Annotated in this window: 11 protein-coding genes; 7 read left to right on the forward strand and 4 right to left on the reverse strand. The window is 32.2% G+C overall.

Annotated features, from left to right (window positions below):
- Positions 1-174: 174 nt before the first annotated feature.
- Entirely contained in the window at positions 175-3,615 is a 3,441-nt protein-coding gene (locus tag ABHQ57_RS05805; RefSeq protein ID WP_167713283.1) for a methylmalonyl-CoA mutase family protein, read from the reverse strand.
- Positions 3,616-3,685: 70 nt separating this feature from the next.
- Entirely contained in the window at positions 3,686-4,009 is a 324-nt protein-coding gene (locus tag ABHQ57_RS05810) for a hypothetical protein (RefSeq protein ID WP_047788453.1), read from the reverse strand.
- Positions 4,010-4,306: 297 nt separating this feature from the next.
- Here ABHQ57_RS05810 and ABHQ57_RS05815 point away from each other — a divergent pair, with 297 nt between their 5' ends.
- The 5 genes from ABHQ57_RS05815 (at position 4,307) to ABHQ57_RS05835 (ending at position 8,196) form a co-directional block, all read left to right on the forward strand.
- On the forward strand, positions 4,307-6,301 hold the full coding sequence (locus ABHQ57_RS05815) for a urocanate hydratase (RefSeq protein ID WP_167713284.1): 1,995 nt from the start codon (positions 4,307-4,309) through the stop codon (positions 6,299-6,301).
- Positions 6,302-6,312: 11 nt separating this feature from the next.
- On the forward strand, positions 6,313-6,840 hold the full coding sequence (locus ABHQ57_RS05820) for a DUF4136 domain-containing protein (RefSeq protein ID WP_167713286.1): 528 nt from the start codon (positions 6,313-6,315) through the stop codon (positions 6,838-6,840).
- A gap of 82 nt (positions 6,841-6,922) precedes the next feature.
- Positions 6,923-7,087 (forward strand): DUF5522 domain-containing protein, encoded by a 165-nt coding sequence (locus ABHQ57_RS05825; RefSeq protein WP_159432107.1) that lies wholly within the window; start codon positions 6,923-6,925, stop codon positions 7,085-7,087.
- Positions 7,088-7,140: 53 nt separating this feature from the next.
- Positions 7,141-7,848 carry a DUF4197 domain-containing protein gene (locus tag ABHQ57_RS05830; RefSeq protein ID WP_167713288.1) on the forward strand — a complete coding sequence of 236 codons (708 nt, stop codon included), beginning with the start codon at positions 7,141-7,143 and terminating at the stop codon, positions 7,846-7,848.
- Between the two features lie 150 nt (positions 7,849-7,998).
- Complete coding sequence (locus ABHQ57_RS05835; RefSeq protein ID WP_047788449.1) at positions 7,999-8,196, forward strand: hypothetical protein; 198 nt, start codon at positions 7,999-8,001, stop codon at positions 8,194-8,196.
- Here the strand turns inward: ABHQ57_RS05835 and ABHQ57_RS05840 are convergent.
- Both ABHQ57_RS05840 and ABHQ57_RS05845 read right to left on the reverse strand, forming a co-directional pair.
- The gene (locus ABHQ57_RS05840) at positions 8,179-8,937 is read right to left on the reverse strand and encodes an ABC transporter substrate-binding protein (protein ID WP_167713290.1); all 759 of its coding nucleotides are present in this window, start codon (positions 8,935-8,937) and stop codon (positions 8,179-8,181) included. The genes ABHQ57_RS05835 and ABHQ57_RS05840 overlap by 18 nt on opposite strands.
- Before the next feature lie 33 nt (positions 8,938-8,970).
- A complete protein-coding gene (locus tag ABHQ57_RS05845) occupies positions 8,971-9,741 on the reverse strand; it encodes a LytTR family DNA-binding domain-containing protein (RefSeq protein ID WP_073182666.1) in 771 nt (256 codons plus the stop codon).
- Positions 9,742-10,160: 419 nt separating this feature from the next.
- On the opposite strand from ABHQ57_RS05845, the gene ABHQ57_RS05850 reads away from it, so the two are divergent.
- Entirely contained in the window at positions 10,161-13,313 is a 3,153-nt protein-coding gene (locus ABHQ57_RS05850; protein ID WP_231128381.1) for a SusC/RagA family TonB-linked outer membrane protein, read from the forward strand.
- Between the two features lie 13 nt (positions 13,314-13,326).
- Positions 13,327-14,814 (forward strand): RagB/SusD family nutrient uptake outer membrane protein, encoded by a 1,488-nt coding sequence (locus tag ABHQ57_RS05855; protein WP_047788445.1) that lies wholly within the window; start codon positions 13,327-13,329, stop codon positions 14,812-14,814.
- Positions 14,815-15,169: the final 355 nt, after the last annotated feature.

Here is a 15,169-nt window from a genome sequence, read left to right on the forward strand (position 1 = left end):
CTAGACGCTACAGAAATAGAAAGGTTGCGTGTAATTTTTTTATTTAACATTTTATTATTTTAAAACAAAAGTTTAAGGAATAGAAACTCTTTAATAAAGAAGATATTTAAAAGTATAAAAAGCCTCACTTAAATTTAAGCGAGGCTTTAAATATTTATTTAAAGGCATTACCTTTTACATGTTTCGTCTGTATTGACCACCTACTTCAAATAAAGCTGAGGTAATTTGACCTAACGAACAAACTTTGGTGGCGTCCATTAACTTTTCAAATAGGTTTTGATTGTTAATAGCAGCAGATTGCATTTCAGATAAAAGTTGTTCTATTTTATCTTCATGTGCTTTGTTCAGGTTCTCTTTCGTTTTGATTTGGAATTGTTTTTCCTCTTCGGTAGCACGAATCACCTCTTGTGGAGTAACCGTTGGAGAACCTTTAGAACTTAAGAAGGTGTTTACTCCAATAATTGGGAATTCACCTGTGTGTTTCAAGGTTTCGTAGTATAAACTCTCTTCTTGAATTTTAGAACGTTGGTACATCGTTTCCATCGCTCCTAATACACCACCACGTTCCGTAATTCTATCGAACTCAGTTAACACAGCTTCCTCTACTAAATCGGTTAATTCTTCAATAATAAATGAACCTTGAATAGGGTTTTCGTTTTTAGCCAATCCTAATTCTTTATTGATGATTAATTGAATTGCCATCGCACGACGTACAGATTCTTCTGTAGGCGTTGTAATTGCCTCATCATAAGCATTTGTGTGTAACGAGTTACAGTTGTCGTAAATCGCATATAACGCTTGTAGTGTTGTACGAATATCATTAAAATCAATTTCTTGCGCGTGTAGTGAACGTCCAGACGTTTGAATATGATATTTTAACATCTGTGCTCTTGGGTTCGCACCGTATTTATGTTTTAAAGCTTTTGCCCATATTTTACGTGCCACACGACCAATCACGGCATATTCAGGATCAATACCGTTAGAGAAGAAGAATGATAAGTTTGGTCCAAACTTATTAATATCCATTCCTCTTGATAAGTAGTATTCTACGTAAGTGAATCCGTTTGCTAGTGTTAAGGCTAACTGTGTAATTGGATTTGCACCAGCTTCTGCAATATGATATCCTGAGATAGATACTGAGTAGAAATTACGGACATTTTTCTCAATAAAATATTCTTGTACATCACCCATTAAACGTAATGCAAATTCCGTAGAGAAAATACACGTGTTTTGTGCTTGGTCTTCTTTTAAAATATCTGCCTGAACCGTACCACGTACTTGTGCTAAGGTATTTGCTTTAATTTCAGCGTATACATCCGCAGGTAAAATTTGATCACCAGTAACACCTAAAAGTAGTAATCCTAATCCGTCATTACCTTCTGGTAAATCACCATTATATTTAGGACGTTCTATACCTTTATCGTCATATAATTCTTTAAGTTTTGCTTCAACCTTTTTCTCTAGTTTGTGCTCCTTGATGTATTTTTCACAATTCTGATCGATAGCAGCATTCATAAAGAATCCTAATAACATCGGAGCAGGACCATTAATAGTCATAGAAACAGAAGTCATAGCATGACTTAAATCGAAACCAGAGTATAATTTTTTAGCATCGTCTAAACAACAAATAGATACCCCAGCATTTCCAATTTTACCATAAATATCTGGTCTGTGTCCTGGATCGTTACCATATAATGTAACCGAGTCAAATGCAGTAGATAAACGCTTTGCAGGCATTCCTAAACTCACATAGTGAAAACGACGGTTGGTACGTTCAGGTCCACCTTCACCAGCAAACATACGTGTAGGATCTTCTCCAGTACGTTTAAATGGGTATAATCCTGAAGCATAAGGAAATTCTCCTGGAACATTTTCTTGTAAATTCCAACGTAATAAATCACCCCAAGCTTGGTATTTTGGTAACGCTACTTTCGGAATTTGGGTGTGTGAAAGTGATTCTGTGTGTGTTTCTATTTTAATTTCCTTATCACGTACTTTAAACGAGTAAATAGGATCTTTATATTTTTTTACTTTGTCTTGCCAGTTTAAAATAATTTCCCAGTTATGTGGGTCAAGATTTAGTTTTACTTTATCGAATTGAGCAAATAATAACTTTACAAATGGTTGCTCTTCCTCCTGAACTTGTTTCTGAATAGCATCTTGGTCAATTCCGTTTTTAGTAAGGAAAGATTCCGTCACTTCGTTTGGAATGACAGATAAGATGGTTTGATAGATTCCGTATAATTTCTGAGCTACTTTTTCTTGCTCATCAACTTTTTTGTCGTAAGCGCGGTTGTTTTCTGAAATCTCAGATAAATAACGCGTTCTACTTGGTGGAATTACAAATATCTTTTCAGACATTTCTTTCGTAATTTCAAAAGTAGATTGTAAATCGGCTCCAGTTTTTTCAACCAATTTATCCATAATCGCTTTATACAACGAATTCATTCCTGGATCGTTAAATTGAGAAGCAATCGTTCCAAATACAGGCATGTCATCCATGTGAACATCCCATAAATTGTTGTTACGCATGTATTGTTTTTTCACATCGCGTAAAGCATCTAAAGCGCCTCTTTTATCAAATTTATTGATGGCTACTAAATCAGCAAAATCAAGCATGTCGATTTTTTCTAGCTGAGTTGCAGCACCAAATTCAGGAGTCATTACATACAAAGAAGTATCAGAATGTTCGATAATCTCTGTATCTGATTGTCCAATACCTGAAGTTTCTAAAATGATTAAATCAAACTCAGCAGCTTTTAAAACTTCTACCGCTTCGTTTACATATTTAGATAAGGCTAAGTTGGATTGACGTGTTGCTAACGAACGCATGTATACTCGTTCGTTGTTAATAGCATTCATACGAATACGGTCACCTAATAAAGCACCGCCCGTTTTTCTTTTCGATGGATCTACAGAGATTAATCCGATAGTTTTTTCAGGAAAATCAATTAAGAAGCGACGGACTAATTCGTCAACTAAACTCGATTTACCAGCACCACCCGTACCCGTGATACCTAATACTGGAGTTTTGGAGTTTTTATTTTTTTTATGAATGGTTTCTAAAGCTTCTTTAGCAACTTCGGGGAAGTTCTCCGCAGCAGAAATTACACGAGCAATACTGCCAACTTCTTTATCGGCTAATTTGTCTACTTCTCCATTTAACGCATCTCCAATGGCAAAGTCTGATTGTTGAACTAAATCATTAATCATTCCTTGTAATCCCAATTCACGACCATCATCAGGAGAGTAAATACGAGTAATTCCATAGTCCATCAATTCTTTGATTTCCTCTGGTAGAATTACTCCGCCACCACCTCCGAATATTTTAATATGTCCAGCTCCTTTTTCTTGCAATAAATCGTACATGTACTTAAAGTACTCGTTATGTCCACCTTGGTACGAAGTCATAGCAATTGCATTTGCGTCTTCTTGAATAGCACAGTTTACTACTTCTTCAACGCTTCTATCATGTCCTAAGTGAATTACTTCAACCCCAGTAGATTGAATAATTCGGCGCATAATATTAATGGCAGCGTCGTGTCCATCAAATAAAGAAGCCGCAGTTACAATTCGTACTTTGTGTTTAGGTTTATAGGGAGTTATTTGTTCCATTCGTAAATTGTCTTAATTTTCGGGTACGCAATTTACGGAAATCTTAAAAAATAGACGGATGTTTTAACAATTATAAATAAGAAAGGAATGCCCATCTCTTTCGAGTAGAGATATATTCTAAATTATGTTCATTTTGATAGGCCTCTCGTTCAAAACTTAGGTTTTTATAAGCTAATGATGTTTTTCGATAAATTAACAGCTTAATAAGCCATTCTAAAAAATAGAAAAGATAAAAGAAGACAATTAGTAACTCTAATTGCTGTTTTAAGTGTATTTTTTCATGATTTATTAAAACAGGATCACCTTTTAAATCTTCTCTTTTTAAGAATATAAAAGGGTATAATGTCATTCCAGAAAATCCTTTTGGTATTATATGTTTTGAAATAAATATCATAAACTTGTTCATGCAATAAACTTACCAAAGGTACAATTTATTGTTAGGACAAGAGTAAAAATACAAGAAGAAGAAAAATTTATACTTTTTAAAGATGCTGTTTTTAACTGTATAGACTTATATTTGTGCAAACTTCAAAGAAATGGATTTTTTAACTCTAAAATATAAAAAGAGGATTGAAGCTCAGTATCACAGAGCCGATATCCGTTATCCATAGTTTCTTCATTTTTACGATTATAAACAGATTTAAAATTAATAAGTTTTCATTTTTTAATTGGAAACTATAAACCGTATAAAATGACTTTTAAAGAACAAATAAAACAAGGAATACCTACTACATTACCTCCAAAAAAGGAGTATGACACCACCATAAATCACGCACCAAAACGTAAAGAAATTTTAACTGATGAAGAGAAGAAATTGGCTTTACGTAATGCATTGCGTTATTTTGATAAAAAACATCATTCAGCTTTATTACCAGAATTTGCTGAAGAATTAGAGAGGTACGGACGAATTTATATGTATCGTTTCCGTCCTGATTATAAGATGTACGCGCGTCCTATTGAAGAGTATCCAGGGAAATCAGAGCAAGCAAAAGCGATTATGGTAATGATTCAAAATAATTTGGATTATGCAGTAGCACAGCATCCTCACGAATTAATTACTTATGGTGGTAATGGAGCAGTATTTTCTAATTGGGCACAGTATTTATTAACCATGAAGTACTTATCTGAAATGACCAATAAACAAACTTTGGTAATGTATTCAGGACACCCAATGGGATTATTCCCATCACATAAAGATGCACCAAGAGTAGTGGTTACCAATGGTATGATGATTCCGAATTATTCAAAACCAGATGATTGGGAAAAGTTTAATGCGTTAGGAGTAACTCAATATGGGCAAATGACAGCAGGAAGTTACATGTATATAGGTCCACAAGGAATTGTACATGGAACAACAATTACTGTGTTAAACGGATTCAGAAAAATAGGAAAGTCTCCAAAAGGTAATTTATTTGTTACTGCTGGTTTAGGAGGAATGAGTGGTGCGCAACCAAAAGCAGGAAATATAGCAGGTTGTATTACAGTGTGTGCTGAGGTGAATCCGAAAATAACGCAGGTTCGTTTAGATCAAGGTTGGATTGATGAAAAAATCACCGATTTAGATGAATTAGTAGCACGTGTTAGAAAAGCAAAGGAAAACGAAGAAGTTGTTTCGTTAGCATATTTAGGAAACATCGTGGATGTTTGGGAAAAGTTTGCTGAAGAAAATGTGTATATTGATTTAGGTTCAGATCAAACATCGTTGCACAATCCATGGGCAGGAGGTTATTATCCAGTAGATATGTCGTTTGAAGAATCAAACGAAATGATGGCGAATAATCCAGAGTTGTTTAAAGAAAAAGTACAAGAAACCTTACGTCGTCACGCAAAAGCGATTAATAAACATACAGAAAAAGGAACGTATTTCTTTGATTACGGGAATGCCTTTTTATTGGAAGCGAGTAGAGCAGGAGCTGATGTAATGAACCCAAATCCGACGTTGGGAAGAGAGTTCAAGTATCCTAGTTATGTACAAGATATTATGGGGCCTATGTGTTTTGATTATGGTTTTGGGCCTTTCCGTTGGGTATGTACCTCAGGAAAACCAGAAGATTTAGCCAAAACGGATGCGATTGCTTGTAAGGTATTGGAGAAAATTATGAAAAAATCTCCAGAAGAAATCCAACAACAAATGGCAGATAATATTCAGTGGATTAAAGGAGCGCAAGAAAATAAGTTAGTTGTAGGTTCACAAGCACGTATTTTATATGCAGACGCTGAAGGACGTATGAAAATAGCAGAAGCGTTTAACAAAGCAATTAAGAAAGGAAAAATTGGTCCAGTAGTCTTAGGTCGTGATCATCATGATGTATCTGGAACTGATTCACCTTACCGTGAAACTTCTAATATTTATGATGGTTCGCGCTTTACAGCAGATATGGCAATTCATAATGTAATAGGAGATAGTTTTAGAGGAGCTACTTGGGTTTCTATTCACAATGGAGGTGGAGTAGGTTGGGGAGAAGTAATTAATGGAGGGTTTGGCATGCTTCTTGATGGTTCTAAAAATGCATCAAGGCGCTTAAAATCAATGCTTTTCTGGGATGTGAATAACGGAATAGCAAGACGTAGTTGGGCACGAAATAATGAGGCTGTTTTTGCTATTAAACGTGCTATGGAAGTTGAAAAGAAACTAAAAGTTACACTTCCAAACTTAGTGGACGATGCGTTATTAGAAAACATGTAAACTCTTAGAAAATGAAAAATTTAAAATTACTTTTTTTGCCAATTGTAGCTTTACTAATTACTTCATGTAGTTCAGTAAGAGTAGTAACGGATTATGATACACAAACAGATTTTAATCAATACAAAACGTTTGCGTTTTACAAAACAGGCATAGACAAAGCTCCAATCTCTGATTTAGATAAAAAACGTATTATGCGTGCTATTGAAGCAGAGTTGACGGCGAAAGGGATGACAAAGTCAGCTACCCCAGATGTTTTAGTGAGTTTGTTTACAAAGTCTCGTGAGCGTATTAATGTGAATGATAATTTCTATGGAGGATTTTACTACCCATGGTATTATGGTCCAAGTCCAGTAACTGTTTCTCAATATACCGAAGGTACGTTGTTTATTGATTTGTTAGATGCTGACAAAAAAGAGTTAGTATGGCAAGGGATAGGAACGGGAGCTTTGAGTACAAGTAGTGTAGAAAGAAAGGAAGCTCGTATTAAAGAATTTGTGGCTGAGATTATGACGGAGTATCCACCTAACGCTAAAAAGTAAGATTTAAATTTTTTAAGATATACAAATACGTTAAGCAGAGCTATAAAGTCTGTTTAACGTATTTTTTTATGATATTTGTAGTATGAGAAATAAGATATTAAAACCCACTCCTGATGAGTATTATACTAATGAGCAAGGGTATAGGGTTTTTAAAGAAGCGTATCATTTACGACGAGGATATTGTTGTAAAAGTGGTTGTAAACACTGTCCGTATGGATATGATAAAAATACCGATAGTTTCAAATAAATGTGACAATAAATAGTTTATTGTTTCTAATAGATAAAATCAAACAAGTAGACATGAAAAAAATTACAGTATTCTTTATTGCACTTACTTTTATGGGATGTGCAGAATTACAAAAAGTAGTAAATCAATTACCACAAGGAGGGGTGTTAACACAAGAACAGATTGGTAATGGTTTGCGTCAAGCTTTAGATAACGGAATTCAGCATCAAGTAACTAAATTAACTTCAAAAGATGGTTTTTATAAAAATGACTTGGTAAAAATTTTATTACCAGAGGAATTACAAGCAGTAGACAAGGGGTTGAGAAAGATAGGTTTAGGTAATTTAGCTGATGAAGGATTAAAAGCAATTAATAGAACTGCTGAGGATGCTGTAAAAACAGCGACTCCAATTTTTGTAAATGCTGTTAAAGAAATTACATTTAATGACGCTAAAAATATTTTATTGGGAGCTGATAATGCTGCAACTTCTTATTTAGAAGGAAAAACAACTTCTGCATTATATGCTGAGTTTAATCCAGTTATTAAAAACTCATTTTCGAAAGTAGGAGCTGATAAAATTTGGTCAAACTTAATCACGAAATACAATAGTATTCCGTTTGTTAAAAAAGTGAATCCAGACTTAACAGACTATGTAACAACTGAAGCGTTAGATGGTGTGTTTACTATGATTGCGGTTGAAGAAAAAGGTATACGTAATAAAGTAGGATTACGTAATACAGCATTATTACGTCAGGTATTTGCGTTACAGGATAGTAAATAGAATTAAAAAGCTCTTGAGAAATCAAGAGCTTTTTTGTTATTAGTAATATTAAAAATAGGGGTTTTCCCCATTTTATATTTAATTGTTTTTTTATGTTTTTGTAAATCAAATAATTATGTATATTTATAATCCGTGTTAACCCAATTATAAATGTCAAGAATTAATCAATTACGTAGATACAGAAAACATCTTGAAGAGAGATATCTAAGGTTGGTTGAGACAGCTAATGATTATAAATATGAAGATGAGTGCAAAAGTGATCGCTCAGCATTCAAAGCGATGAAGATATTGGAAAAACTAAATAGAATAAAATATTTAGATGAAGATATGTCAAGCCCTGTTGTGTAACTCCTTAAAGTAATCAAAAGCTTTTAACAGTCTACTACCGTGCCAAGAAAAGTATTCACCGTCAACCAATATAGGAGTCAGGTTGTTAGTGTGTTCTATAATCTCAAGAATGTGTTTTTCTTTGAAAGGAAAAGGTTCAGAAGAAAGTAAAATTAATTCTGGTTTTTTCTTATTGATATTTTTTATGTTAACTTCTGGATACCTTTTTTCGTTAGCATAAACATTTTCAAATTTGTTTAATTCTAGCAGGTGATTTATAAACGTATTACTTGCTGCAACCATCCAAGGATTTCTCCAAATAAAATAAGCAACTTTTCTACTTTTTTTATTTTCAATAAACTTTTTAAAATCAATTATTTTTGACTCTAATTTATTAGTTATTTTTTTAGCTTCAATTTGCTTCTCAAAAAAACTTCCGTACAAAGAAATTAACTCTATGGAGTCTGTAAGTGTAAAAATATCAGAAACATGGGTAAACGCTACTTGCTGGCAGGCTTCTACTATTTCTTTGGTGTTTTCTTCTCTGTTACAAAGAATAATGTCTGGTTGAAGCTCTTTAATTTTATCTATTTTTATGTTTTTGGTGCCACCAACAATAGTTTTTGTTTTAGTTAAGTATGTTGGGTGAACGCAAAATTTTGTTATTCCTAATATATTGTCTTCGAGACCTAAATCAACTAAAAGTTCTGTTTGACTAGGAACTAAAGAAATAATTCTTTTATATTTTTTGTTAGTGTTCATTAAACAAAATTAATGATTCAAAAGAAAGGATTGTTATTTAACTCCCATAAGTTCTTGAAAATCTTTTTTATAGCTTTTACTTACTCTAAAGGTTTTGTTATCGTTAATTTTTACATCTGTCTCACCATAATTGGAAGTGATGATCTCATCAATAAAATTAGAGTTGATTATAGTAGATCTGTGAATTCTAACAAAAAAATTAGAGTTTAACCTTTTAATTATGCTTGATAAAGATTCACGTAGTAGATACTTTTTATTATCAGTAGTGAAAATTTCTACATAATAACCTGAAGCGGATATATACTTAATAGCGTTTCGTTCTAAGAAAATTATTTTGTTTCCCGATTTAATATTAATCTTGGTTCCTTTTACAGGCATTTCAATAGGAGTCTTCTCTTTTACTAGATCTATGATGTTATCTAAATCTGAAAGTTTTTCTATTTTCTTATAATCAATAACCTTTTTAATAGAAGCATAAAAACGATCTTCTTTTAATGGTTTTAAAAGATAATCAAAAGCAAAGTAGTCAAAAGCTTTCACAGCATGTTCGTTAGAAGAAGCTGTGAAAATAAAAATAGGCTTTTTAGGTAGAGTTATTTTTTCGATAATATCAAACCCAGTCATATCGTTTATTTTGGTGTCAAGATATACAACATCTGGGTTTAAAGTGTTGATTTTCTTTATAGCGTCTAAGCCATTAGAAGATTCATCAACAGTTTCTATAAAACTGTAATCGCTCACTAAGTTTTTAAACCGAAGTCTAGCAGAATTTTCTTCGTCAACGATTAGAATTGATATTTTCATTTTCATTTTATTTTCTAGGAACTGTAACAGTTGAAGTTATAGAATACCCTAATTTCATAGTTGTTTAACAATTGTTGAAATTTAATAATTATACTTCCAAATTAGTAATTTAAGGAACTTACTATTTGAATACAATTTGTGGCAAAAATAAAGAAGAACTCCTTTAAAAGCTAGTAAAAATAGTAGGCTTTTAATATTTTAACATTAATTAACAGGTGACTTTTTTTAATGAGCATGTTGTTAACTTCTTAAAATTGTTTTTTCACATCAAATTAAAAGGTGTTAACTTCAAAAAGGTGTTAACAAAAACTTATAGCCTTTAGATTTACAACTGTTAATTAATAAAAATTTAATAATTTATGAATCTACATTTGAAAAATGTAATCTGTGTATTTTTATTCTTCAGTTTTTTACTGAATATGAGCGCACAGGAGAAAAAAATCACTGGAGTGGTATCTGATAGTGCAGGACCTTTACCTGGTGTGAATGTAATTTTAAAAGGTACGACCATGGGTACTGAAACAGACTTTGATGGTAAGTATTCATTAAACGCAAAAACAGGAGATGTTTTAGTTTTTAGTTTCGTTGGAATGCAAGTAACTGAGAGAACAGTGGGAGCAGGATCAGAACTAAATGTTTTAATGAAAGAAGATGCTAACATATTAGATGAAATAGTAGTTGTTGGTTATGGAACAACAACTAAACAATCTTTTACAGGTACAGCAAAAGTTGTTAAAACAGAAAATTTAGAAGCAAAAAGTGTTTCTAATGTGTCTCAGGCTTTAGCAGGAGAAATAGCAGGGGTTAATGTAATTAATACATCAGGACAACCAGGAACAGCTGCTACTATTCGTATTCGTGGTTTTGGTTCTGTTAATGGAAACAGAGATCCTTTATATGTAGTAGATGGTGTGCCTTTTTCTGGTTCTATTAACTCAATAAACCCATCAGATATTGAATCTACAACTGTTTTAAAGGATGCGTCAGCAACAGCTATTTACGGTTCTAGAGGAGCAAATGGTGTGATTATGATTACTACTAAAACTGGAAAATCAGGAAAAACGTCAGTTGAAGTTGATTTAAAAACAGGGGTTAACTTTCAGTTATTACCAAGATATGATGTAATAAAATCACCAGATGAGTATATAGAGTTGTCATGGCACGCAATGGCTAACCAAGGTTTGTTTGATGGAAAAACAAATGATGGAGCAGCTTATGCAAACCAAAATTTGTTTTCAAGAGGAGGTATAAGAGATGTTTTTAATTATTTCTCAACAAATGATGTTTCTCAAATAATTGACCCAGTAACAGGAAAAGTAAGACCTGGGGTGTCTAGAAAGTACACTCCAGAAGAATGGTCAGATTATGCTTTTCAATCATCAATCAGAACTGAAGCAAATGTTAAGATGAGTGGAGGGAGTGAAAATACTAAATATTTTAGTTCTTTTGGATATCTAGACGATAAAGGATATTCGATTAACTCAGGTTATAAAAGGTATGCATCAAGATTAAATATTACACATAAACCAGCAGAATGGTTAACAGCTAAGGCTAATGTTGGATATACATTAGGAAGAACAACACAAAATGGGCAGTCGGAAGATTCAGGTAGTGTTTTCTGGTTTGTAGATAATATCCCTTCGATTTATCCTTTATTCGAACGTGACGCAGAAGGTAATCCTATAAAAGATACAAAATATGGAGGAAATAAATACGATTATAGAGACCGAGGTTTTGGTGGAGGTACAAATGCTTTAGGTAATGCTCAACATAATTTTATTGGTTCTGATCGTCACTCATTAAATGGTAATTTTTCATTTAAAGTATCTCTTTTAGAAGGGTTAGAATTTGAAACACAATATGGGGCTCAATATTATAGTAGAATCTATAATGAAGTTCAAAACCCATTTTATGGTTTTGCTGTTCAGCAAAGAGGAACTTTATTTAAAAGAAACTCTAGTGCTCTAACACAAAACTTTTTAAATATTTTTAGATTTAATAAAAAATTTGGAAACCATAGTTTTTCTGCTTTAGCAGCACACGAAACAAACCAAAGTGAGTATGAAACAAGTACTTTGAGTAAAAATAAGGTAGTTAATTTACAAAATGGATTAAAAGATCCTCATAACTATGTGGTAGTGTCAGCTCCTCCAACAGGGTATAGAACTAAGTCAGCTTTAGAAAGTTATTTCGGGCAAGTATCATATAACTACAAAAGAAAGTATTATTTCTCAGGAGCTATAAGACGTGATGGTTCTTCAAGGTTTGCAAAAGATAAATGGGGTACTTTTGGTTCAGTAGGTGCTTCATGGGTTTTATCTGAAGAAAATTTCATTTCAAATATAGATTTTATTGATTTTTTAAAGTTTAAAGCAAGTTATGGTATTTTAGGTGATCAAGCCGGAGTTGATATATACTCAGGGAGAAATACATATACTATTGGTAACTTAGGAGGTGAAATTTCATTAAGACCAAATGATTTACAAAACCCGTATTTAACTTGGGAAACTTCTAAGATGTTTCAAACTGGTTTAGAGTTTACTATTTTTAATAATAAGTTAGAAGGTGCTTTTGATTATTATGTTAAGAACACAGAGGACTTAATCTTTGAAAGAGGTGTAGCTCCATCTACAGGTAATGAAATTTTAGACGTAAATGATGGTACGCTAAGAAACTCTGGATTTGAATTTGATTTAACTGCACATTTATTAGATAAAGAAAATTATAAATTAGATTTTGGTATTAATGGAGAGATGTTTAACAGTAAGTTAACAGAAATGCCTATTGATCCATCTACAGGAGAAAGAAAGGTTTTAGATATTTCAGGAGGTTATGGTAGAGCTAAAGATAAAGGAATTTATGATTATTATTTAAGAGAATGGGCTGGGGTAGATACACAAACAGGGAACCCTCTTTGGAATCAATACTACCATGATGCTAATAATAATGGAACAGTAGATGCTGGTGAAGGTATTAAAAGTTTAACTGAATATAAAAGACAATTTCCAAATAACGCAATTAGCAAAACTACAACAAATGAGTACAGTGATGCTACTCAAAAGTTTATAGGAAAATCTATTATTCCTAAAGTTAGAGGAGCGTTCAGATTGAATGCTAAAATACATGACTTTACAATAAACACTTTATTTGGTTATAGTTTAGGAGGATACTCATATGATAATGTATATGCAGGTTTAATGGATAATAGTCAAGTAGGGTCAGATAACTGGCATACTGATATTCGAAATAGCTGGAAAAACCCAGGAGATGTTACTAACGTACCAAGATTAATAAGTGATAGAAATTTACAAGTAAACTCTGTATCGTCTCGCTTTATAACGTCAACAGACTATTTAGCTTTAAGTAATGTAAGATTAGGATATACAGTTCCTAGTAGTTTTATTGAAAACTCAGGAGTAAAATCTTTAAATCTATGGATAGCGGGTGATAACTTATTTTTATTAAGTGCAAGAGAAGGTTTTAATCCTATGACTTCTGAGACAGGTTCATCAAGTGTATATCGCTATCAGCCATTATCTACAATAACTTTTGGTGTAAGAGCTAAATTTTAAATTTTAAAAACATATGAAAAAATATATAAAACCAATATTATTAGGAGCAATTACAGCTTTTTCAGTAAGCTGTAGTGATGATTTTCTTGAAGAAAGCCCTACAGAAAATGTGACTGTTAACGATGTGGCTGAAACAGGAAAGATTTACCCAGATATTTTAGATGGAACTTTAAGAGGTATATATGAAACTATGTTTCAGGTAGAAACAGGAGGGACTGAAGACCATGAAGATTATGGACAAAAAGGCTACGACCTTATAAGTGATATTTTGTCTGGTGACATTGCATTAGCTCAAAATATCTATAATAGATATAGTAATGTAGCCCAATTAACTTCTACTAATGATTTCACGTTTACGACTCCAAATTTTATAGCTTGGAGATATTATTATAGAATAATTAATTCTAGTAATTTAGTAATAAAATCATTAGGAGGTAATGATGCTGCAATTACTGATGCTAATAGAGAGCAAATGGGACAAGCTAAAGCTTTAAGAGCCTATGGTTATTTTTACCTAACTCAGTTATATATTCCAGAATATACACCTACATCTAAGGTTTTACCTATATATACTGAAGCTAATTCTGAAGCTCAACCACAAAGTACAACAGAAGAAGTGTATAAGTTAATGATAAAAGATTTAGAGGAGTCAATTTCTCTTCTAGATTCATACAGTAGAAGTAATTTATACCAAATAAATAAACATGTAGCAAAAGGTCTCTTAGCTTATGTTTATGCGTCAAGAGGTTTAAATGATGACAATATCAAAGCTAAAGAATTAGCAGAAGAGGTTATAACTGAAGGAGGTTTTCCTTTGACTTCTAAAAAGAAAGTTACAGGAGGTTTTAATAATGTAGCTGAAAATCCAAGTTGGATGTGGGGAGTTGATCTTACTATTGACAACGGACTAGATTTAGTGTCTTGGTGGGGACAAATGGATTACTATACATTCAGTTACCAGTCGTTTGGAGATTTAAAACAAATAGATTTAGGTTTATATAACTCTATAAAAGATAAGGATGTTAGAAAAACTCAGTTTGATGGTGATACAGACTCAGGAAGTTATTTAATGCCAATTAATAAGTTTTATCACCCAGCAAAAAAGTTTAGAGGTCAACGAAATGTAGATACTGATTATATTTATATGAGAGTTGATGAAATGTATTTATTATCTGCTGAAATGTCTGCCAAAGAAGGTTTAGAGGGAGATGCTAAAAATCGTTTAAAAGATTTATTAGCAGAAAGATACGATGACGTAGCTGATTATGCATACGTTGATGGTTTATCAGGACAAGCTTTGCAAGATGAAATTTATTTACAAACAAGAATTGAGTTTTGGGGTGAAGGAAAAAGTTACTTAGCACTAAAAAGAAATAAAGCAACTTTAACTAGAGGTTCAAATCATTTATATTTAGCAGGTGATTCTATGAATTATAATGATGATAGATTAGTTCTTGAAATTCCACAAGCAGAAGTTCAGAATAATCCATTTATAAATTAATTTTTTTAGTAAATTGGTTTACTAAAAAATAAGCATTCCCCTAAAAAAAATGGGCAGAGAATTAATTCTCTGCCCATTTTATAGTATAGTAATAGTTTTTCAATTCAAATAAAAGGTAATTCAAATCAAAGTTATAATAATGAAAAGTTAAGCTTAATACATTTGCTGTAACTTATACCAACTTTGTTTTCATTGGTGTAATTATTTGAATTAATTATTATAAAGTCAAGGAGTCATTAACCTTGGCTTTTTTTTGTTTTATAAATGATTATTTTGTTGTTTTTTATCTTCTTTTATCTTTTTTTGTTATTTTTTTAACTTTTTTTATGTTAAAATTATTGTTTTTTTAGTTTTA

Source organism: Tenacibaculum sp. ZH5_bin.1, from assembly GCF_042865525.1.
Classification (GTDB): Bacteria; Bacteroidota; Bacteroidia; order Flavobacteriales; family Flavobacteriaceae; genus Polaribacter; species Polaribacter mesophilus.